Source organism: Pseudomonas tumuqii (genome assembly GCF_013184545.1).
Classification (GTDB): Bacteria; Pseudomonadota; Gammaproteobacteria; order Pseudomonadales; family Pseudomonadaceae; genus Aquipseudomonas; species Aquipseudomonas tumuqii.
This window is the reverse complement of the sequence record NZ_JAAOJA010000008.1, coordinates 124818-145214: the sequence shown is the minus strand read 5'-3', so window position 1 is coordinate 145214 and position 20397 is coordinate 124818. Positions and strand designations below refer to the sequence as shown.

General features: G+C 62.6%; 15 protein-coding genes. 13 read left to right on the top strand and 2 right to left on the bottom strand.

What is annotated here, in order from left to right:
• Window positions 1-9: 9 nt before the first annotated feature.
• From narH to moaA, 5 genes are all read left to right on the top strand, one after another.
• Window positions 10-1548 (top strand): nitrate reductase subunit beta, encoded by a 1539-nt coding sequence (gene narH / locus G9C89_RS15870; protein ID WP_172149699.1) that lies wholly within the window; start codon window positions 10-12, stop codon window positions 1546-1548.
• A 2-nt stretch (window positions 1549-1550) separates the two neighbouring features.
• A complete protein-coding gene (gene narJ, locus G9C89_RS15865) occupies window positions 1551-2306 on the top strand; it encodes a nitrate reductase molybdenum cofactor assembly chaperone (RefSeq protein ID WP_172149697.1) in 756 nt (251 codons plus the stop codon).
• On the top strand, window positions 2299-3111 hold the full coding sequence (narI, locus tag G9C89_RS15860; RefSeq protein WP_172149695.1) for a respiratory nitrate reductase subunit gamma: 813 nt from the start codon (window positions 2299-2301) through the stop codon (window positions 3109-3111). Before narJ ends, narI begins: the two co-directional genes overlap by 8 nt.
• 95 nt (window positions 3112-3206) lie before the next feature.
• Complete coding sequence (locus G9C89_RS15855) at window positions 3207-4178, top strand: peptidylprolyl isomerase (RefSeq protein WP_172149693.1); 972 nt, start codon at window positions 3207-3209, stop codon at window positions 4176-4178.
• A gap of 208 nt (window positions 4179-4386) precedes the next feature.
• Window positions 4387-5379, top strand: coding sequence for a GTP 3',8-cyclase MoaA (gene moaA / locus G9C89_RS15850; RefSeq protein WP_172149691.1), 993 nt, complete (start codon window positions 4387-4389; stop codon window positions 5377-5379).
• A 246-nt stretch (window positions 5380-5625) separates the two neighbouring features.
• Here moaA and bglX read toward each other — a convergent pair whose 3' ends face one another.
• Together bglX and G9C89_RS15840 are read right to left on the bottom strand one after the other, a co-directional pair.
• Window positions 5626-7920 carry a beta-glucosidase BglX gene (bglX, locus tag G9C89_RS15845; protein ID WP_172149689.1) on the bottom strand — a complete coding sequence of 765 codons (2295 nt, stop codon included), beginning with the start codon at window positions 7918-7920 and terminating at the stop codon, window positions 5626-5628.
• Window positions 7921-8041: 121 nt separating this feature from the next.
• Window positions 8042-8503, bottom strand: a complete 462-nt coding sequence (locus G9C89_RS15840; RefSeq protein ID WP_172149687.1) for a methyltransferase family protein — start codon at window positions 8501-8503, stop codon at window positions 8042-8044.
• Between the two features lie 373 nt (window positions 8504-8876).
• On the opposite strand from G9C89_RS15840, the gene G9C89_RS15835 reads away from it, so the two are divergent.
• The 8 genes from G9C89_RS15835 to nosZ all read left to right on the top strand — a co-directional run bounded on the left by G9C89_RS15835 (window position 8877) and on the right by nosZ (window position 20355).
• A complete protein-coding gene (locus G9C89_RS15835; RefSeq protein ID WP_172149685.1) occupies window positions 8877-10901 on the top strand; it encodes a ribonucleoside triphosphate reductase in 2025 nt (674 codons plus the stop codon).
• 95 nt (window positions 10902-10996) lie between these two features.
• Complete coding sequence (gene nrdD, locus G9C89_RS15830) at window positions 10997-11164, top strand: anaerobic ribonucleoside-triphosphate reductase (RefSeq protein WP_172149683.1); 168 nt, start codon at window positions 10997-10999, stop codon at window positions 11162-11164.
• Window positions 11161-11859, top strand: coding sequence for an anaerobic ribonucleoside-triphosphate reductase activating protein (locus tag G9C89_RS15825; protein ID WP_172149681.1), 699 nt, complete (start codon window positions 11161-11163; stop codon window positions 11857-11859). Before nrdD ends, G9C89_RS15825 begins: the two co-directional genes overlap by 4 nt.
• A gap of 366 nt (window positions 11860-12225) precedes the next feature.
• Window positions 12226-13614, top strand: a complete 1389-nt coding sequence (gene hemN / locus G9C89_RS15820) for an oxygen-independent coproporphyrinogen III oxidase (protein ID WP_172149679.1) — start codon at window positions 12226-12228, stop codon at window positions 13612-13614.
• A gap of 153 nt (window positions 13615-13767) precedes the next feature.
• A complete protein-coding gene (locus G9C89_RS15815) occupies window positions 13768-14208 on the top strand; it encodes a CopD family copper resistance protein (RefSeq protein WP_172149677.1) in 441 nt (146 codons plus the stop codon).
• Between the two features lie 386 nt (window positions 14209-14594).
• Window positions 14595-15842, top strand: coding sequence for an acyl-CoA dehydrogenase family protein (locus G9C89_RS15810; RefSeq protein ID WP_172149675.1), 1248 nt, complete (start codon window positions 14595-14597; stop codon window positions 15840-15842).
• A gap of 423 nt (window positions 15843-16265) precedes the next feature.
• On the top strand, window positions 16266-18380 hold the full coding sequence (gene nosR, locus G9C89_RS15805) for a transcriptional regulator NosR (protein ID WP_256674213.1): 2115 nt from the start codon (window positions 16266-16268) through the stop codon (window positions 18378-18380).
• A 100-nt stretch (window positions 18381-18480) separates the two neighbouring features.
• Window positions 18481-20355 carry a TAT-dependent nitrous-oxide reductase gene (nosZ, locus tag G9C89_RS15800; protein WP_172149874.1) on the top strand — a complete coding sequence of 625 codons (1875 nt, stop codon included), beginning with the start codon at window positions 18481-18483 and terminating at the stop codon, window positions 20353-20355.
• Window positions 20356-20397 lie beyond the last annotated feature (42 nt).

The following is a 20397-nucleotide window of genomic DNA, read 5'->3' as shown; positions in this document are numbered from 1 at the left end:
AGCTCTGCCATGAAAATTCGTTCGCAAGTCGGCATGGTCCTCAATCTGGACAAGTGCATCGGTTGCCACACCTGTTCGATCACCTGCAAGAACGTCTGGACCAGCCGCGAAGGAATGGAATACGCCTGGTTCAACAACGTCGAGACCAAGCCCGGGATCGGCTATCCCAAGGAGTGGGAAAACCAGGACAAATGGCGCGGCGGCTGGATCCGCAACAAGGACGGCTCGATCAACCCGAAGATCGGCGGCAAGTTCCGCGTGTTGGCGAACATCTTCGCCAACCCGGACCTGCCGACCATCGACGACTACTACGAGCCGTTCGATTTCGACTACCAGCATCTGCACACCGCCCCCCTGGGTGAACACCAGCCGGTCGCACGACCGCGTTCGGTGATCACCGGCAAGCGCATGCAGAAGATCGAGTGGGGCCCGAACTGGGAAGAGATTCTCGGCACCGAGTTCGCCAAGCGGCGCAAGGACAAGAACTTCGACCAGATCCAGGCCGACATCTATGGCGAGTATGAAAATACTTTCATGATGTACCTGCCGCGTCTGTGCGAGCACTGCCTCAACCCGACCTGCGCGGCCTCCTGCCCGAGCGGGGCGATCTACAAGCGCGAAGAAGACGGCATCGTCCTCATCGACCAGGAAAAATGCCGCGGCTGGCGCATGTGCATCAGCGGCTGCCCGTACAAGAAGATCTACTTCAACTGGAAGAGCGGCAAATCCGAGAAGTGCATCTTCTGCTACCCGCGCATCGAGGCCGGCATGCCGACCGTGTGTTCGGAAACCTGCGTCGGTCGCATCCGCTACCTCGGCGTGTTGCTGTATGACGCCGACCGCATCCTTGAAGTGGCCAGCACGCCGAACGAGCAGGACCTGTACCACAAGCAACTGGAGATCTTCCTCGACCCGAATGACCCGAAAGTCATCGCCCAGGCCCTGGCCGACGGCGTACCGATGTCGGTGATCGACGCCGCGCAGAAATCACCGGTGTACAAACTGGCGGTCGACTGGAAGCTGGCGCTGCCGTTGCACCCGGAATACCGCACCCTGCCGATGGTCTGGTACGTGCCGCCGCTGTCGCCGATCCAGAACGCCGCGACCGCTGGCACCGTGGGCATGAACGGGGTGATCCCGGATGTCGACAGCCTGCGCATCCCGCTGCGTTACCTGGCCAACCTGCTCACCGCCGGCGACGTCATCCCGGTCAAGCTGGCTCTCAAGCGGCTGCTGGCGATGCGTGCCTACAAGCGTTCCGAGCAGGTCGACGGCGTGCAGGACCTGCAAGTGCTGGCCGATGTCGGCCTGAGCGTGGCCCAGGTCGAAGACATGTACCGCTACCTGGCCATCGCCAACTACGAAGACCGCTTCGTCATCCCCAGTGCGCACCGTGAGGAGGCGACCAGCGATGCCTTCGCCGAGCGTTCCGGCTGTGGCTTCAGCTTCGGCAGCGGTTGCAGTGGCTCCTCCGACACCAACATGTTCGGGGCGAAGAAGGCCAACAAGCGCGACATCCTCAAAACCGTACAGTTGTGGGAGGACTGAGCATGCAAATTCTCAAGGTGATTTCCCTGTTGCTGGATTACCCGACCGAGCAACTGCTGGAGGCTCGCGACGAACTGGCCCAGGCCATCGACGCCACCCGCGAGATCAGCCCGCAGCAACGCAGTGCGCTGCAGGAACTGCTGGCACTGATCTGCGACAACGACCTGATGGACGGCCAGGAGCACTACGGCGCGCTGTTCGGTCGTGGTCGCTCGCTGTCGCTGCTGCTGTTCGAGCACGTCCACGGCGAGTCGCGTGATCGTGGCCAGGCCATGGTCGACATGATGGCGCAGTACGAAGAGGCCGGTTTCGCCATCGGCATCAAGGAGCTGCCGGACTATATCCCGCTGTACCTGGAGTTCCTCTCCACCCGCGACGATCTGGAGGCCCGCGAGGGCCTGGCCGATGTCGCGCACCTGCTGGCGTTGCTGGCCACTCGCCTGGACGAGCGTGAAAGCGCTTACGCGAGCTGCTTCCGCGCGCTGCTGCAGATTGCCGGCGTCGAGCCGCAGCAGGCCATGGCCGAGGTGCGCGAACAGGTCGCCGCCGAGGTGCGTGACGACTCGCTCGAAGCCCTCGACAAGATCTGGGAGGAGGAGGCCGTGGACTTCCTCCAGGCCGAGCAGCAGGACCGCTGCCCGAGCATGCAGAGTGCGCCGGGCAAGGCCCGCGAAGACGTGCCGGTGCCGCTGCACTGGGTGGATTTCAAGCATGAAGGACTGGCCGCCGAGCCGGTTCAGGAGGTGCGCAATGTCTAATATCAATCTGTTGGCGTTCGGGGTGTATCCCTATATCGCCCTGGCCATCTGCATCATCGGCAGCTGGGCGCGTTTCGACCTGTCGCAGTACAGCTGGAAGGCCGGCTCGAGCCAGATCTTCGCCCGCTCGGCGGCCGAGCAGCGCTACATGCGCATCGCCAGCAACCTGTTCCACGTCGGCGTGCTGTTCGTCCTGGCCGGCCACTTCGTCGGCCTGTTGATGCCCGAGGCGCTCTACCATTCGGTCATCAGTACGCAGAACAAGCAGCTGCTGGCCATGGTCTCCGGTGGTTTCTTCGGCATCCTCTGCCTGATCGGCCTGGTCATGCTGCTCAAACGTCGCCTCGGCGATCCGCGGGTGCGGGCCAGTTCCAGCACCTCGGACATGCTGGTGTTGGTCGTACTGCTGGTGCAACTGGTGCTGGGCCTGCTGACCATCGTCGCCTCGACCAGCCACATGGATGGTTCGGTGATGGTGATGCTGGCCAACTGGGCGCAGTACACCGTGACCCTGCAACCGATGGCAGCCGCTGCGGCCATCGCGCCGGTGGGCCTGGTCTACAAGCTGCACGTATTCCTCGGCCTGAGCCTGTTCGTGCTGTTCCCCTTCACCCGCCTGGTGCACATCATCAGCGCACCGGTGTGGTACCTGGGGCGGCGCTACCAGATCGTCCGGCAGAAGGGCGTGCATCCGGTCGCGCAACGGCCGCAGGTTCGTCCGCTCGCCCAGCCCGCTCGTGAAATCCCGGTGCCAGCGCCGCAGCCAGGCTATGCCATGAGTGCGGTCAAGGCCAAGGAGATCTAAGCGGTCAATGATCTGTGGTGGGCCGGGCGGCGAGCCGCTTCGGCCCACCAGTTACTTGGCATTTCAATGAACTAAGCATTAATGAGGAACTTGTCATGGGATGCGGATGTGGTGGTGGCAATGCAGGGCAGGGCGGTTGCGGTGGACAAAAGCCGCCAGTCGATCTGATGGTCGATGCCCCTGGCGTACAAGAGGTAACCCCGGAATCGCGGCCCACGGCCGATGAACCTGAGGCACTCGCCGAGGAAGTCGAGTCAGCCCCCACGCTGATCGCCAGCAGCGAGCAGGAATGGCCACGGGTCACGGTCAACGGCGTGACTATCGCGCCCGAGGCGATGGCCCAGGAACTGCAATATCACCCGGCGGACAGTCGCGAGGACGCGGTGTTTCTGGCCGCCCAGGCGCTGGTGATCCGTGAGTTGCTGCAGCAGCGCATCGTCGAGCTGGGCTTGTCGGTGCAAGCCGATCCCGGCGAAAGCGCGGAGGAGGCCGCCACCCGCCAGCTGATCGAGCTGGAAGTGGCGCTACCGGAGTGCGACGAGGAAAGCTGCCAGCGTTATTACCAGAGCAATCGGGCGCGCTACGTCACCGCGCCCTTGCTGGCGGCGCGGCATATCCTGCTCGAGTGCGCCCCGGACGATGCCGAGGCCCGCAGCCTGGTGCGCGAGAAGGCCGATCAGTTGCTCGAGCTGCTGCGTCAGGATGGTGGTCGTTTCGCCGAATTGGCCATGGCCCACTCGGCCTGTCCGTCCAAGGCCCAGGCCGGTGCGTTGGGGCAACTGAGCAAAGGCCAGACCGTGCCCGAGTTCGAGCGGCAACTGTTCAAGCTGCCTGCCGGGTTGGCCGGTCAACCGCTTGAAAGCCGTTACGGCTGGCATGTGGTCAGCGTCGACCAGCGCATCGAAGGCAAGGAGTTGCCCTACGACGTGGTCGCCGGCTCCATCCGCACCCTGCTGCAACAGGGCGTATGGCAGAAGGCCGTGGCCCAGTACCTGCAAACCCTGATTGGCGCGGCGGATATCGTCGGCATCCGCTTGCAAGGCGCCGATTCACCGCTGCTGCAGTAATGCATTGCCCGGATGCAATCCGGGAACAATCTTGTCGGCGCGCAATTCCCCGGATTGCATCCGGGCTACGGGAAGTGGGTAGGGTGGATGACGCCTTTTTCATCCACCACCTCAATTGGTGGATGGATAAAGCGTCATCCACCCTACGAGATCGCAAGCCTTACGCTGGATGCTAACAGCAATAGGTAGCCCAGCTATCGGAGGAACGATGGACTCACAACTGCAGGATGGCTTTGGCCGCACTATCGATTACCTGCGCATGTCGGTCACCGACAGGTGTGATTTTCGCTGTGTCTATTGCATGGCCGAAGACATGACCTTCCTGCCGCGTCAGCAGGTGCTCGGCCTCGAAGAACTGTACCGCCTGGCGGCGCTGTTCGTCGGTCTGGGGGTGAAGAAGATCCGCCTGACCGGTGGCGAGCCGCTGGTACGCACGGGCATCGTCGAGCTGTGCCAGCGCGTCGCCGCCTTGCCCGGCCTGCGCGAACTGGTGATGACCAGCAACGGCTCGCAACTGGTCAAACTGGCCAGGCCGCTGGCCGACGCCGGGGTCAAACGCCTGAACATCAGCCTCGACAGCCTCGATCCGGGCAAGTTTCGCGGCATCACCCGCACCGGCAGCCTGCGCCAGGTGCTGGACGGCATCGAAGCGGCGCGCGAGGCCGGTTTCGAGCGGATCAAGCTCAACGCGGTGGTGATGAAAGGACGCAACTTCGACGAAGTGCTCGATCTGGTCGACTACGCCATCGCCCGGCAGCTGGATATCAGCTTCATCGAAGAAATGCCCCTGGGCGATGTCGGCCGTTCACGCGGCGAGTCGTACTGTTCCAGCGAAGAGGTACGTAACCTGATCGCCAGCCGGCATGCCGTACTCGACAGTGCCGAACACAGCGGCGGACCGGCGCGCTATATGCGCCTGAAGGAGCATGCGGCTACCCGCATCGGCTTCATCTCGCCGAATTCGCACAATTTCTGCAGCACCTGCAACCGCGTGCGCCTGACCGTCGAAGGCCGCCTGCTGTTGTGCCTTGGCCATGAAAACTCCATCGACCTGCGTGCCCTGGTGCGCCGCTACCCGCTGGACGATCAACCGATCATCGAGGCGGTGCAGCAGGCCCTGCAACGCAAACCACTGCGCCACGAATTCAGCGCCGATGGCGAGGTGAAGATCCTGCGTTTCATGAACGCCAGCGGCGGCTAACGTTTTACCCTCCCATTTGGCCGCCCCTGAGCGGCCTTTTTTTGGCTATGTCCCCAGAGGCGATAAATCGTAGGCTGGCGTTGAGCGCAGCGAAGCCCAACAGACAGCGGCATGTCGCGTTGCTCCTCAGCGGAACGGCGCCCGACCCAACCTACCCGCTGGCCGCGCACGGATCGCGGGCATGGCCCGAACAGGTAAATGAGTCATGGCCTTCTTTACCCAGGGTAAGTTGCTGCCTGCAATGCGCTACAGCAACTCGAAGCGCTGGGTCTGCACGGTTTGCGAATCCAGGCCGATCTGCACCTCGAATTCACCCGGCTCGGCCAGGTGTTGCAACTGCGCGTTGAAAAACTTTAGGTCATCTTCATTGATGCTGAAACGCACCTGGGTTTGTTCGCCGGCCTTGAGCGTGATTTTGCGAAAGCGCTTCAACTCTTTGACCGGACGCACCACGGAAGCCGCCATGTCGCGGATATACAGCTGAACGATAGTCGCGCCGTCGCGCGCCCCGGTGTTTTTCAGGGTCAGGCTGACGTCGAGGGTGCCGTCGCGCGCCAGGCGGCGGCTTGAAAGCTGCAACTCGGAAAGGCTGAAATCGGTATAGCTCAAGCCATAGCCGAACGGATACAGCGGCCCGTTGGGTTCCTCGAAGTACTGCGAGGTGTAGTTGCCCGGATGGCCCTCGACAAATGGACGACCGAGCCGCAAGTGGTTGTAGTAGGTCGGAATCTGCCCGACCGTGCGCGGGAAGGTGATGGGCAGCTTGCCGGACGGGTTGTAATCGCCGAACAGGACGTCGGCAATCGCATGACCGCCCTCGGTGCCGCTGAACCAGGTTTCCAGTATCGCGTCGGCGTTGGCCTGCTCCCAGTTGAGTGCCAGCGGCCGGCCGTTCATCAACACCAGCACCAGCGGTTTGCCGGTCTTCTTCAGCGCACGCAGCAACGCCTGCTGGCTGGGGGGGATATCCAGACGCGTGCGGCTCGAGGATTCGTGTGACATCCCGCGCGCCTCGCCAACCGCCGCGACTATCACATCGGCCTGTTCGGCGGCTTGCAGCGCTTCGGCGATCAACTCGGCGGGCGGGCGCGGGTCCAGCACGACCACCGGCTTGTCCTCTTTGAGGAAGTTCAGGTAGTCGATAATGTGCTGGTCATCGGTCACGTTCGCCCCAAGGGCGTAAATCACCCGCGCCTGCTCGCCCAGCGCCGCGTTCAGGCCCTGGCGCAGCGTTACCGACTGGCCGGCAACCCCGGCTGCCGACCAGCTACCCAGCATGTCGATGGGCGAATCCGCCAGCGGGCCAACCAGGGCAATGCTGGCGGTCTTTTTCAGCGGCAGGGTCTGCTGGTGATTTTTCAGCAAGACCATCGACTGGCGCGCCACTACCCTGGCCTCGGCGCGGTGCAGGCGGCTTTCGGCGTTGACTTCGGCCGGGTCTTCGGCGGCGATGCCGATGCGCCGGTACGGATCATGGAACAAGCCCAGGTCGTATTTGGCACCGAGCACTTCACGCACGGCATTGTCGATCTCCTGCACCTTGACCTCGCCCGCGCGCACCAGTGCGGGCAGCTCCTGGCGATACAGCGAGTCGGCCATGCTCATGTCGATACCGGCCTTGATCGCCAGCTTGGCGGCCTCGCGCCCATCCCTGGCAATCCCGTGGCTGACCAGTTCGGTGATCGCCCCGTGGTCGCTGATCGTAACCCCGCGGAAGCCCCAATCGCGGCGCAGCAGATCCTGCATCAGCCAGGTGTTGGCGGTGGCCGGCACGCCGTTGATGGTATTCAGGGCGACCATCAAGCCGCCCGCACCGGCGTCAACGGCAGCATGGTAGGGCGGCAGATAGTCCTGATACATGCGCATCGGGCTCATATCCACCACGTTGTAATCGCGCCCGCCCTCGACCGCACCATACAGGGCGAAGTGCTTGACGCTGGCCATCACACTGTCGGCGGCGCTGGGTTTTGCCCCTTGCAAGGCCTTGACCATGGTCCGGGCAATCTGCGACACCAGATACGGATCTTCGCCAAAGCCTTCCGAGGTGCGCCCCCAGCGCGGATCGCGGGTGATATCAATCATTGGCGCAAACGTCATGTCGAGGCCGTCGGCACTCGCCTCGATGGCGGCGATGCGACCGCTCAGGGCAATCGCCTGCAAATCCCAACTCGACGCCAGCGCCAGGCTGATCGGAAAAATGGTGCGGTGGCCATGGATCACGTCGTAGGCGAAGAACAGTGGAATCTTCAGCCGGCTGTTCTGTACCGCGGCGTCCTGCATGGGGCGATTGTCGCGGCGCGTCACCGTATTGAAGGTGCCACCGATATTGCCGGCGGCGATCTCCTCGAGGATGCGCGGGCGCGGCATATCCCCGCCGATGCTGATCAAGCGCAATTGCCCGACCTTTTCCTCGAGCGTCATCTGCGTCATCAAATCGGCGATGAAGGCCTGTTTGTTATCCAGCAGGGCGGGGGAGGTCCCGGCCAGAGCCGCGTGACTGGTAAAGCAGGCTATGAGGCCAAGCAGATACAGCCTGTTCATTCGATGGTATTCCTGAGTAATGCAATGCTTGGACGCCGGGGAGGCTGTCCGAGAGTACGAATTTGTGGGTTGGTACGCGGCCCAACAGAATCCAGCCAGGTCAACAGCCCGGCATTATGGCTCACAACCAGCGGCGAACTCTGGATTTATAGCGCTCAAATTCAGCGCCAAACAACAGTTCAAGCGCACGCTCCTCCGCGGCGATCTGCAAGCGGTTCATATAGAGGATGAACCCCAACACCCCGAGCAGAGCCCAGGGCGATGCGAGAAACACCGCCCAAGCAGCGAGAAACAGCGCAAAGCCAAGGTACATCGGGTTGCGCGAAACCCGATAGATCCCCGAACTCACCAGCGCCGATGCCGTTTCCGGCTTCAGCGGGTTGACTGTGGTCCTGGCCCGGCGGAACGACAGCACACCCGCCAGACAGAAGAACGCGCCAAGCAACAGCACGGCCAGTGTGGTGGCTATGCGCAGCGAATCGCTCACCTCGATGCCCGGCACAACGCTTGAAAGTGCCCACATGAACAGCGCGAACAGGGTCGCGACCAGTGGCGGTGGAATCCTGTTTTCAAGTGCTTGCATAGGCTGTCCTTGGGATGGGTTTCGGGGTGCAGGGTAGGGTGCTCTGACTGGTTCAGTAAAGAGTCGATCACCGGTGGCATTACGCCTGCCTGATTCAACCACGCTCAACGCAAAAATCCCTGGCTCGACGGCATGGCTTCATAGGCTGTGCCGTGCACACCGACTGTCTGTGGTGCCTGGTGCGCGCGGCGCACCCTACGGGTTAGGTGTCCGGCTGAGCTACGGGGGTTGCTGCCAGCGCTGAAGCTGGCCGGTTCGGAGCGTTCGTGGATCTTGATCGAGGTCAATCCCGGCTTGGCGTTTCTCGGGTAACTTTCACTGCATATTGTGGTTTCAGATAAATAAATATCTATATGTAGTGTCAGGAGGCGACATGCTCAGCCCGGTTAAAGCCCTTCATCCTCAGCAGTTATGCAAGCGCGATGGCAGCATCGCCGCGTTCGATCTCGGCAAGATTCGTCAGGCGATCATCGCGGCGGGCGAGGCCAGCGGCGAGTTCGACGAGGTACTGGCGGGGGAGTTGGCCGAAGCGGTGCTGTTGCGCCTGCTGGACTTGCCCAGTATCGACGTCGAACAGGTGCAGGACCGCGTCGAGCGGGTGCTGATGGAGGCCGGTTTCTACCAGACCGCACGCGCCTATATCGTCTACCGCGAGCGCCATGGCCGCTTGCGCCGTGATCGCAAGGCGCTGGTGGATGTGGCGGCGTCGATGAACGAATACCTGTCGCGCGAGGACTGGCGGGTGCGCGCCAACGCCAACCAGGGCTATTCCCTCGGCGGGCTGATTCTCAACGTGTCGGGCAAGGTCACTGCCAACTACTGGCTGGACGAGGTGTACAGCGAGAGCATCGGCCTGGCGCACCGCGAGGCCGATCTGCATGTCCACGACCTGGACATGCTCGCCGGTTACTGCGCCGGCTGGTCGCTGCGCAGCCTGCTCAACGAGGGTTTCAACGGCATTCCCGGGCGGGTCGAGGCGGGACCGCCCAAGCATCTGTCCAGTGCCCTGGGGCAGATGGTCAACTTCCTCGGCACCTTGCAGAACGAGTGGGCCGGGGCTCAGGCCTTCAGCTCCTTCGATACCTATCTGGCGCCCTATGTGCGCAAGGACAACCTGGGCTTTGCCGAAGTGCGCCAGGCGATTCAGGAATTCATCTACAACCTCAATGTGCCGTCGCGCTGGGGTACTCAGACACCGTTCACCAACCTGACCTTCGACTGGGTCTGCCCGGAAGACCTGCGCGAGCAGATCCCCTATATCGGCGGGGTGGAAATGCCCTTCGCCTATGGCGACCTGCAGGCCGAAATGGAACTGATCAACCGCGCCTATATCGAGGTGATGCAGGCCGGCGACGCCATGGGCCGGGTGTTCACCTTCCCGATTCCGACCTACAACATCACCCATGACTTTCCCTGGGACAGCGAGAACGCCGACCGCCTGTTCGAGATGACCGCACGCTACGGCCTGCCGTACTTCCAGAATTTCCTCAATTCCGACATGCAACCCAATCAGGTGCGCTCGATGTGCTGCCGCCTGCAACTGGACGTGCGCGAACTGCTCAAGCGCGGTGGCGGCCTGTTCGGCTCGGCCGAGCAGACCGGCTCGCTGGGTGTGGTGACCATCAACTGCGCACGCCTGGGCTATCTGTTCAAGGGCGACACCCAGGGCCTGCTCAAGCGCCTCGACCAGTTGATGGAACTGGCGATGGAGAGCCTGGAGGTCAAGCGCAAGGTGATCCAGCACCACATGGACGCCGGTCTCTATCCCTATACCAAGCGTTACCTGGGCACCCTGCGCAATCACTTCTCGACCATCGGCCTGAATGGCATGCACGAGATGCTGCGCAACTTCACCGGCGATGAGGAGGGCATGCATACGCCGAAGGGCCGTGAATTCGCCTTGCTCCTGCTCGACCATGTGCGGGCCACCCTGGTGCGCTTCCAGGAAGAAACCGGGCAGATGTACAACCTCGAGGCCACGCCGGCCGAGGGCACCACCTACCGCTTCGCCAAGGAAGACCGCAAGCGCTACCCGGACATTCTCCAGGCCGGCACCTTTGATGCGCCTTACTACACCAACTCCTCGCAATTGCCGGTGGGTTTCACCGACGACCCCTTCGAGGCGCTGGAACTGCAGGACGAACTGCAGTGCAAGTACACCGGCGGCACCGTGCTGCACCTGTACATGGCCGAGCGGATTTCCTCGATCCAGGCCTGCAAGCAACTGGTGCGCAATGCCCTGGGGCGTTTCCGCCTGCCGTACCTGACGATTACCCCGACGTTCTCGATTTGCCCGGTGCACGGCTACCTGGATGGCGAACACGAGTTCTGCCCGAAATGCGACGAGGCGCTGCTACAGAAGCAGCAAAGCTGCCCCGCCGCAAACTGCGCCTCTTGAACGCGTAGGAGCGGGCCATGCCCGCGATGCTTTCGCATCGTTGGTTTCTCGGGCATGGCTCCACGAACCCTTTACCCACAGCAAGGAGCGACACCATGCAAAGCACCCAGCAACTCCCCGAAGCACAACGCCAACGCTGCGAAGTCTGGACCCGGGTGATGGGCTATCACCGCCCGGTCACCGCCTTCAACCCGGGCAAGCAGTCCGAGCACTTTGAGCGCCAGCACTTCACCGAAGCGGCGGCGCGAGTACGCGCTGCGTGAGCAGAGCGCTACGGGTCGGGGGCATGGTGCCCCTGACCACCCTCGACTACCCCGGGCTGCTGGCCTGTGTGCTGTTCTGTCAGGGCTGCGCCTGGCGCTGTCGTTACTGCCACAACCCGGACCTGATCCCGGCCCGTGGCGAGCATGAAATCGCCTGGACGCAGGTGCTGGATTTCCTCCAGCGACGTCAGGGCTTGCTGCAGGCCGTGGTGTTCAGTGGCGGCGAGGCGACCTTGCAGGGTGGCCTGGTGCCGGCGATGGACGAGGCGCGTGCGCTGGGTTATCGCATCGGCCTGCACAGTGCCGGGATCAAGCCCTGGGCGTTCTCCTGGGCGATCAAGGCAGCGGACTGGGTCGGTTTCGACATCAAGGCCCTGGCCGAGGATGCCGAGCTGATCACCGGGGTCAGCGGCAGCGGCAAGGCCAACTGGCGCAGCCTGGAACACCTGCTGGCCAGCGGCGTGGACTACGAATGCCGCACCACCGTGCACTGGCACCTGCTGGATGTGGAAAAGCTCTGGCGCATCGGCCAGCGACTGCATGCCTTCGGCGTCGAACGCTTTGCCGTGCAGTTGGTGCGCAGCGCGCGCATGCTCGACCCGGAGCTACCCATGACCGCGACGCCGAACGCGGCGGGCGAGCTGTGGTTGCGCCTGGAACAACTGTTCCCGCATTTCGAATTGCGTGATCATTGATCGCCAAGCCGACATATTCAGCGCCATGTCGCAGAGTGGGGCGGGAGCGTGTCAGCTCAACGGCTATAGTTGGGTTCCGGCATTAGCGGTTTTTGCCCGTTGGGCTTCGCTTCGCTCAACCTACGCGGCCCGACCCAACCTGTGTATTCGCAGGTGGGTGGGCCGGGCGACGATCAGGCTAACCGCCCACAACAGCGGTGCACGTAGCGGGAACGGGGTTGTGCGCGAGAATTGACTCTCGTCAGGTGCAGCGCCTGTGCGGCGCCGTACAATCGCGGCATTATTGCCGGCTCCCGAGGCGGGCAGGGCGGGCGCTGCGCTAGCCGCAGTCGCGGTCTTCCTATTCATGCTACGAGGTGGTCGAACATGGACCAATCGCTGAACTTCAATCGCGCACTGGTCGAGAAGTACGATCGCCCGGGGCCGCGCTATACCTCCTATCCCACCGCGCCGCAGTTCCATCAGGCGTTTGCCATGGACGACTATCAGAACGCCGTTGCCGCCAGCAATCAGGCGGTCGCGCCCAAGCCGTTGTCGTTGTATATCCACATCCCGTTCTGCCAGAGCCTTTGCTACTACTGCGCCTGCAACAAGATCATCACCAAGAAGACCCACCGCGCGGTGGAGTACCTGACCTATCTCAAACGCGAGATCGCCATGCAGGCGGCGTTGTTCGACAGCACGCGCAAGCTGACCCAGTTGCACCTGGGCGGCGGCACGCCGACCTACCTGACCAGCGAGCAACTGGCCGACCTGATGGCCACCTTGCACCAGGCGTTCAACATGGATGACAGTGACGACCACGAGTTCTCCATCGAGGTCGACCCGCGCACCATCAGCACCGAACAGATCCAGCATTTGCGTGCGCTCGGCTTCAACCGCCTGAGCTTCGGCGTGCAGGACTTCGATGCGGATGTGCAAGCGGCGGTCAACCGGGTGCAGAGCGAGGAGCAGGTCTACGCCCTGGTCGCCGCCGCGCGCGAGGAGCGCTTCAAGTCGGTCAGCGTCGACCTGATCTACGGCCTGCCGCTGCAGACGGTGGCCAGCTTCGACGTCACCCTGAGCAAGATCATCGCCCTGCGCCCGGATCGTATCGCCGCCTACAGCTATGCCCACCTGCCGGAAATGGTGCGCGCGCAACGCCTGATCCGCCGCGAAGACATGCCGCCGCCGGAGCGCAAGCTGGAGCTGCTGGAACTGACCATCAAGCGCCTGACCGACGCCGGCTACGTGTATATCGGCATGGACCATTTCGCCCTGCCGGATGACGAGCTGGCCCTGGCCCGTGCCAATGGCACCTTGCAGCGTAACTTCCAGGGTTATTCCACCCATGCCGATTGCGACCTGATCGGCCTCGGCGTGTCCTCGATCGGCAACGTCGGCGACAGCTACAGCCAGAGCGTCAAGGAACTCTCGCAGTACTACGCGCGCCTCGACCAGGGTCTGCTGCCGGTGCATCGTGGCTACAGCCTGAACGCCGACGACCTGCTGCGCCGCGAGGTGATCAGCGCCCTGATGTGCCATGGCCGGGTCGACTTCGCCACTGTCGAGGCGCGCCACGGCATCAACTTCAAGGACTACTTCGCCGACTCCCTGGCGGCACTCGAGGAGCATGTGGCGGATCGTCTGGTGGAAATCCACGACGACGCCCTGGTGCTGCTGCCGCAGGGGCACCTGATGATGCGCAGCGTGGCCATGGCCTTCGACGCCTACCTCGGTGGCGAGCAGAAGGGCCGCTTCTCGCGTACGGTTTGAGGGGCGCCAGCCCTGACCCACTGGTATTTGTAGGAGCTAGCTTGCTAGCGATCTTGGGACCATCAGATCGCCAGCAAGAACTGGGCGTCCCCCTGGCTCCTACGATCATTTCGAGGTGGCTCACTGAGACGGCTCACCAGGAAGGATCCAGTTATGAGTTATTCACTGCTGCACGTCGTGCACCTGCTGGCGGCGATTGCCTTTATCGGCACGCTGTTCTTCGAGGTGATCATCCTCGCCAAGGTCAAACCGCAGCTGGCTCCTGGCGCTGTGCTCGAGCTGGAACAGGCCCTCGGCAAACGCACTCGCACGGTGCTGCACTGGGTGGTGCTGCTGGTCTACGGCGCCGGCTTCGGCCTGGCCTGGCAGCACCGCCAGGCGCTGGCCGATCCCTTCGCCAGCAGTTTCGCCACCTTGCTGAGCCTGAAAATCCTGCTGGCCGTCAGCCTGTTTCTCAGCTTCGGCCTGGTCGCCATGCTGCTGCGCTCCGGGCGCATGAGTCCGAGCCTCTACCGCAAACTGCACTGGGCGGTGCTGGCGCAGATGCTCGGTATCGTGCTGCTGGCCAAGGGTATGTTTTATATCCACTGGTAGCGGGATCGCGGCCAAGGCCGCTATGAGCTGAGTAGGGGGGATGACGCTGTTTTCATCCACCATCGCTATTGGTGGATGGGTAAAGCGTCATCCACCCTACGGGATCGCAGCCCCTGTGAAATATGAGGCTATTGCTAGCAGTCCCGTAGCCCGGATGAAATCCGGGGAGCTTTGGCACCCGCAATACCGCTCCCGGATTGCATCCGGGCTACAAGAGCCTGCGCGCCACTATCAGCTTTGTCAGCCGAGGTAATGATCTCGATCAAGCTTGTTCGCCTGCTGAGCGGCTGTGATGGGCAGCGATTCAGGCGGGCGAATATCCTGGGTTTAGCTCGAGTGGCGGCTTAACGTAGTACCTCAATTCCATGATCGATTCGAGGTTCGCCATGCACTTTGCCTACAGCCCCCGCACCGAAGTACTGCGTCAGCAGCTGCGCAATTTCATGGATGAGCATGTGCTGCCGCGTATCGGCGCCTGGCACCAAGCTGTCGGCGCCGGCCAGTTTCCGGTGCCATTCATGGCTGACCTCAAGGCCCTGGCCCGCAGCGAGGGATTGTGGAACCTGTTCCTCCCGGCGCTTGGCGCGGACGAGCCGGGCACCCGCCTGAGCAATCTGGAGTACGCACCGCTGGCGGAGATCATGGGTCGCGTGTCCTGGGCCTCGGAGGTGTTCAACTGCAACGCGCCGGACACCGGCAACATGGAGCTGCTGCACCTGTTCGCCACGCCCGAGCAGCGTACGCGCTGGTTGCTGCCACTGCTCGACGGCGAGATCCGCTCGGCCTTCGCCATGACCGAGCCGGATGTGCCGTCTTCGGATGCCAGCAACATCCAGACCCTGATCCGCCGCGACGGCGACGAGTACGTGATCAACGGGCGCAAGTGGTTCATCACCAATGCCTCGCACCCCGACTGCAAGCTGCTGATCGTCATGGGCAAGACCGACCCGCAAGCTGACGCCCATCAGCAGCAGAGCATGATCCTGGTGCCGTTCGATACGCCCGGCGTCGAGCTGTTGCGCAACATCCCGGTGATGAACCACATCGCCCCGGAAGGCCATAGCGAGCTGCTGCTGCGCAATGTGCGGGTGCCGGTCGACAACCTGCTGGGCGAGGAGGGCGCGGGCTTCATGATGGCCCAGGCGCGCCTCGGCCCCGGGCGCGTGCACCACTGCATGCGCTCGATCGGCATGGCCGAGCTGGCCCTGGAGTTGATGGTCGAGCGCTGCCAGGAACGCAAGGCCTTCGGCAAGTATCTGCACCAGTACGCCAACATCGGCGACTGGATCGCCGAGTCGCGCATCGAGATCGAACAGGCGCGGCTGCTGGTACTCAAGACCGCCTGGATGATCGACGAGGTGGGCGCCAAGGCCGCGCGCAAGGAAATCGCCATGATCAAGGCACTGGTGCCGGGCATGCACACCCGCGTGGTCGACCGCGCCATGCAGGTCTACGGCGCCATGGGCCTGACCCCGGACACGCCGCTGGCCGATATGTGGACCACCGGCCGCGCCCTGCGCTTCGCCGACGGCCCGGACCAGGTGCATCTGCGCAGCATCGCGCGCATGGAACTCAAGGCCAGCGCGGCCACGCGCGGGGCGACCGCGGCGTATCTGACCCCACACGGAATGTGATCGATTTTGTCAGCTATTATCCGAAGACATTGCGGATTGTGATAGCGCGACTGGGTGCGCGCGACGCCCCCTAGGGTCTGGCGCAGAGCAGGTGCGCCGTGCGCACAACTGGCTCAATGCCATTGGCCCGGTCAGACGCTGTGCAGCGTGCACATCCCCGCGGCAGGATGTCGCAACTTGATTTTGGTCAAGGGGAGGGTGGGCATGCATCCCCTACCATTACGGCACGTTCCTAGCCGCCTAAGGCGGATAAGTCATATGCAAACCTGTCAGCTGCCGAATGTAATCCCCTGTCGTTCATCTACCGGTGCTACGGTGGTCGTTCGATCCAACCGCCAAAGCCGGTCCATCATGAACAGTACCTCCTCCCTGCACAGTGCCTGGCGCTCATGGGGGGTGGCTGTCGCGGTTTTGTTCGCGTGCATGTTTGCAACCTTCCAGGGCGTGCAGGCCAAGAGTTACGGCGACATCGAGCAACAACGCATCGAACAGACCCTGCCTGCGGTCGATAGCGTTTCCGAGCCGCAAGGCGAGTTCAAGGTGCGCACCCTGTCGAGTGGCGACAAGGTGCTCGGCTATGTATTCCAGAGCCTGGATGTGATCGATATTCCGGCCTATTCCGGCAAGCCGATCAACATGCAGGTGATCCTCGACACCGCAGGCGTGATTCAGGACGCCTATGTGCTCGAGCACCACGAGCCGATCCTGCTGATCGGCATCCCCGAAGCGAAACTGCACGCCTTCAACGCCAAGTACCAAGGCATCAAGGTCAACCAGCGGGTGGTGGTCGGCCGTTCCAGTGACCCGGATGCGGTGACTGTCGATGCGGTCACCGGCGCCACCGTGACGGTCATGGTGGTCAATGAAGTGGTGATGCGCGCCGCGCACAAGGTGGCGGTGTCGCTCGGTTTGATCGAAGACGATGCCGGTCTGGCGCAGAAGCCGGCCACGGTGCGCGCGGATCTCTACCAGCCTGCCGACTGGACTCAACTGACCGGCAACGGCGCCATCCGCCGCCTGCACCTGACCCGTGGCCAGGTCGACGAGGCCTTCAAGGGCAGCGAAGCCGAAGGCGTCGAGGCGGCCGCCCCCGAGCAGGTCGACGATACCTTCATCGACCTCTACACCGCCCACCTGAACGCGCCGACCATCGGCCGCAATCTGCTGGGCGACAACCAGTACCGCTTGCTCATGGCGGCGCTCAAGCCCGGCGAGCAGGCGATTGCCGTGCTGGGCAGCGGCAGCTATTCGTTCAAGGGTTCGGGCTATGTGCGCGGTGGCATCTTCGACCGGGTGCAGCTGCGCCAGTTTGGCGAAACCATCAGTTTCCGTGACCGTGATTTCGAGCGCCTGAGCGATGTCTATGCCGAGGGCATGCCGGACTTCAGCGAGATGGCGATCTTTATCGTGCGCGAGTCTTCCGCTTTCGATCCTGGCTCGCCCTGGGTCCTGGAGCTGCTGGTGAAGCGGCAGACCGGCCCGACTAGCGGGATCTTCAGCAGTTTCGAGCTGCCTTATCAGATGCCGGAAGAGTACCTCGAGCGGCCGCAACCGACCGCCGCCGAACTGGCTGCCGTCGAAGAAGCCAATCGGCCGCTGTGGCTGAATATCTGGTACCAGAAAAGCTTCCAGATCGGCGTGATCAGCCTGGCGTTGCTGCTGCTCACGGTGATCCTGTTCCTCCAGGACAAGTTCACCCAGCGCCCGCACTTCCTCCATTGGTTGCGCCGTGGTTACCTGATCTTCACCGTGGTGTTCATCGGCTGGTATGCCCTGGGCCAGTTGTCGGTGGTCAACGTGCTGACCTTCGTGCATGCCCTGGTGCAGGATTTCCGCTGGGAGCTGTTCCTCACCGACCCGATCATCTTCATTATCTGGACCTTCACCGCCGCCAGCATCCTGCTCTGGGGCCGTGGTGTGTTCTGCGGCTGGCTGTGCCCCTTCGGCGCCCTGCAGGAGCTGATCAACGAGGCCGCGCGCAAACTGAAAATTCCCCAGTACGAGCTGCCCTTCGCGCTGCATGAGCGGCTCTGGGCGATCAAGTACATCATCCTGTTGCTGCTGTTCGGCCTCTCCCTGGAATCGCTGGCCACCGCCGAGCGCTTCGCCGAAGTGGAGCCGTTCAAGACCGCCATCACCCTCAAATTCGACCGCCAGTGGTGGTTCGTGCTCTACGCGGTGATTCTCCTGGTGATCAACATATTCACCCGCAAGGTCTACTGCCGTTATGTCTGCCCGCTGGGCGCGGCGCTGGCGATTCCGAGCAAGTTCCGCCTGTTCGACTGGCTCAAGCGGCGCAAGGAGTGTGGCAACCCGTGCCAGCTGTGTGCCAAGGAATGCGAGATCCAGGCGATCCACCCGGATGGTCATATCAATCACAACGAGTGCCACTACTGCCTCGATTGCCAGATGACCTACCACAACGACGACAAGTGCCCGCCGCTGATTCTCAAGCAGAAGAAACGCAGCAAGAAGGCTCCTGTCAGCGCCGAGTTGATACCCGTAGTGCAAGTACTCGTCCCTGAACGAGCCCTATAACCGCCTGAGCGCGGCCGCATTTATCTAGTCAAGGAGCAGCACCGTGAGCGATAAAGAACCGAAAAACACGCCGGCAATCGATAGCAAAGAGCAGGCGCAAATGCTGGAAAAGGCTGGCTTGAGCCGCCGCGGCTTCCTGGGTGCCAGCGCCATGACAGGCGCGGCCCTGGTCGGCGCGACAGCCTTGGGCAGCGCGGTGATGACCCGCGAATCCTGGGCCGCTGCGGTCAAGGAGTCGAAGTCGAAGATTCATGTCGGCCCTGGCGAGCTGGATGAATACTACGGTTTCTGGAGCGGCGGCCACCAGGGCGAAGTGCGGGTGATGGGTGTGCCCTCGATGCGTGAATTGATGCGCATCCCGGTATTCAACGTCGACTCCGCCACCGGTTGGGGCCTGACCAACGAAAGCAAGCACATCATGGGCGAGAGCGCCAAATTCCAGAACGGCGACTGCCACCACCCGCACATCTCCATGACCGACGGCCAGTACGACGGCAAGTACCTGTTCATCAATGACAAGGCCAACAGCCGGGTCGCGCGTATCCGTCTGGACATCATGAAGTGCGACAAGATGCTCACCGTGCCCAACGTGCAGGCCATTCACGGTCTGCGCCTGCAGAAGGTGCCGCATACCAAGTACGTGTTCGCCAACGCCGAGTTCGTCATTCCGCACCCCAACGACGGCAGCAGTTTCGATCTGCAGGACAAGAACGCCTACACCATGTTCAACGCCATCGATGCCGAGAAGATGGAGATGGCCTTCCAGGTCATCGTCGACGGCAACCTGGACAACACCGACGCCGACTACACCGGCAAGTACGCGGCCTCCACCTGCTACAACTCGGAAAAGGCCTACGACCTCGGCGGCATGATGCGCAACGAGCGCGATTGGGTGGTGGTGTTCAACATCCCGCGCATCGAGGCGGCGATCAAGGCCGGCAAGTTCACCACCCTGGGCGACTCCAAGACGCCGGTGGTCGACGGTCGTGCCGGCTCGCAACTGACCCGCTACATCCCGGTGCCGAAGAACCCGCACGGCTGCAACACCTCGTCGGACGGCAAGTACTTCATCGCCAACGGCAAGCTGTCGCCGACCTGCTCGATGATCGAGATCGCCAAGCTCGACGATCTGTTCGACGACAAGCTCAAGGACCCGCGCGATGTCATCGCCGCCGAGCCCGAACTCGGCCTGGGTCCGTTGCACACCACCTTCGACGGCCGCGGCAATGCCTACACCACGCTGTTCATCGACAGCCAGGTGGTCAAGTGGAACATGGACGAGGCCGTGCGCGCCTACAAGGGCGAGAAGGTCAACTACATCAAGCAGAAGCTCGATGTGCACTACAACCCGGGGCACAACCACGCGTCCCTCTGCGAAACCCGCGACGCCGACGGCAAGTGGCTGATCGTACTGAGCAAGTTCTCCAAGGACCGCTTCCTGCCGACCGGCCCGCTGCACCCGGAAAACGATCAGTTGATCGATATTTCCGGCGATGAAATGAAGCTGGTACACGACGGCCCGACCTTCGCCGAGCCGCACGATTGCATCCTGGCGCGCCGCGACCAGATCAAGACCAAGAAGATCTGGGATCGCAACGATGCCTTCTTCGCGCCGACCGTCGAACGGGCGAAGAAAGACGGCATCAACTTGGAGGCCGACAACAAGGTCATTCGTGATGGCAACAAGGTCCGCGTGTACATGACCTCGATGGCGCCAGCCTTCGGCCTGACCGAGTTCAACGTCAAGCAGGGCGATGAGGTCACCGTGACCATCACCAACATCGACCAGATCGAAGACGTGTCCCACGGTTTCGTCATGACCAACCACGGCGCCAGCATGGAGATCAGCGCCCAGCAGACCTCGTCGATCACCTTTATGGCCGACAAGCCGGGCCTGCACTGGTACTACTGCAGCTGGTTCTGCCATGCCCTGCACATGGAAATGGTCGGCCGCATGCTGGTCGAACCGGCGTAAGGGCACAGCCCCGTAGCCCGGAAGCAGTCCGGGGAGATGGTT

Excerpts from the sequence above, each read along its gene's own strand:
- narH (WP_172149699.1), top strand. The coding sequence starts at position 10 with ATGAAAATTCGTTCGCAAGTCGGCATGGTCCTCAATCTGGACAAGTGC.
- narJ (WP_172149697.1), top strand. The coding sequence starts at position 1,551 with ATGCAAATTCTCAAGGTGATTTCCCTGTTGCTGGATTACCCGACCGAG.
- narI (WP_172149695.1), top strand. The coding sequence starts at position 2,299 with ATGTCTAATATCAATCTGTTGGCGTTCGGGGTGTATCCCTATATCGCC.
- G9C89_RS15855 (WP_172149693.1), top strand. The coding sequence starts at position 3,207 with ATGGGATGCGGATGTGGTGGTGGCAATGCAGGGCAGGGCGGTTGCGGT.
- moaA (WP_172149691.1), top strand. The coding sequence starts at position 4,387 with ATGGACTCACAACTGCAGGATGGCTTTGGCCGCACTATCGATTACCTG.
- bglX (WP_172149689.1), bottom strand. The coding sequence starts at position 7,920 with ATGAACAGGCTGTATCTGCTTGGCCTCATAGCCTGCTTTACCAGTCAC.
- G9C89_RS15840 (WP_172149687.1), bottom strand. The coding sequence starts at position 8,503 with ATGCAAGCACTTGAAAACAGGATTCCACCGCCACTGGTCGCGACCCTG.
- G9C89_RS15835 (WP_172149685.1), top strand. The coding sequence starts at position 8,877 with ATGCTCAGCCCGGTTAAAGCCCTTCATCCTCAGCAGTTATGCAAGCGC.
- nrdD (WP_172149683.1), top strand. The coding sequence starts at position 10,997 with ATGCAAAGCACCCAGCAACTCCCCGAAGCACAACGCCAACGCTGCGAA.
- hemN (WP_172149679.1), top strand. The coding sequence starts at position 12,226 with ATGGACCAATCGCTGAACTTCAATCGCGCACTGGTCGAGAAGTACGAT.
- G9C89_RS15815 (WP_172149677.1), top strand. The coding sequence starts at position 13,768 with ATGAGTTATTCACTGCTGCACGTCGTGCACCTGCTGGCGGCGATTGCC.
- G9C89_RS15810 (WP_172149675.1), top strand. The coding sequence starts at position 14,595 with ATGCACTTTGCCTACAGCCCCCGCACCGAAGTACTGCGTCAGCAGCTG.
- nosR (WP_256674213.1), top strand. The coding sequence starts at position 16,266 with ATGTTTGCAACCTTCCAGGGCGTGCAGGCCAAGAGTTACGGCGACATC.
- nosZ (WP_172149874.1), top strand. The coding sequence starts at position 18,481 with ATGCTGGAAAAGGCTGGCTTGAGCCGCCGCGGCTTCCTGGGTGCCAGC.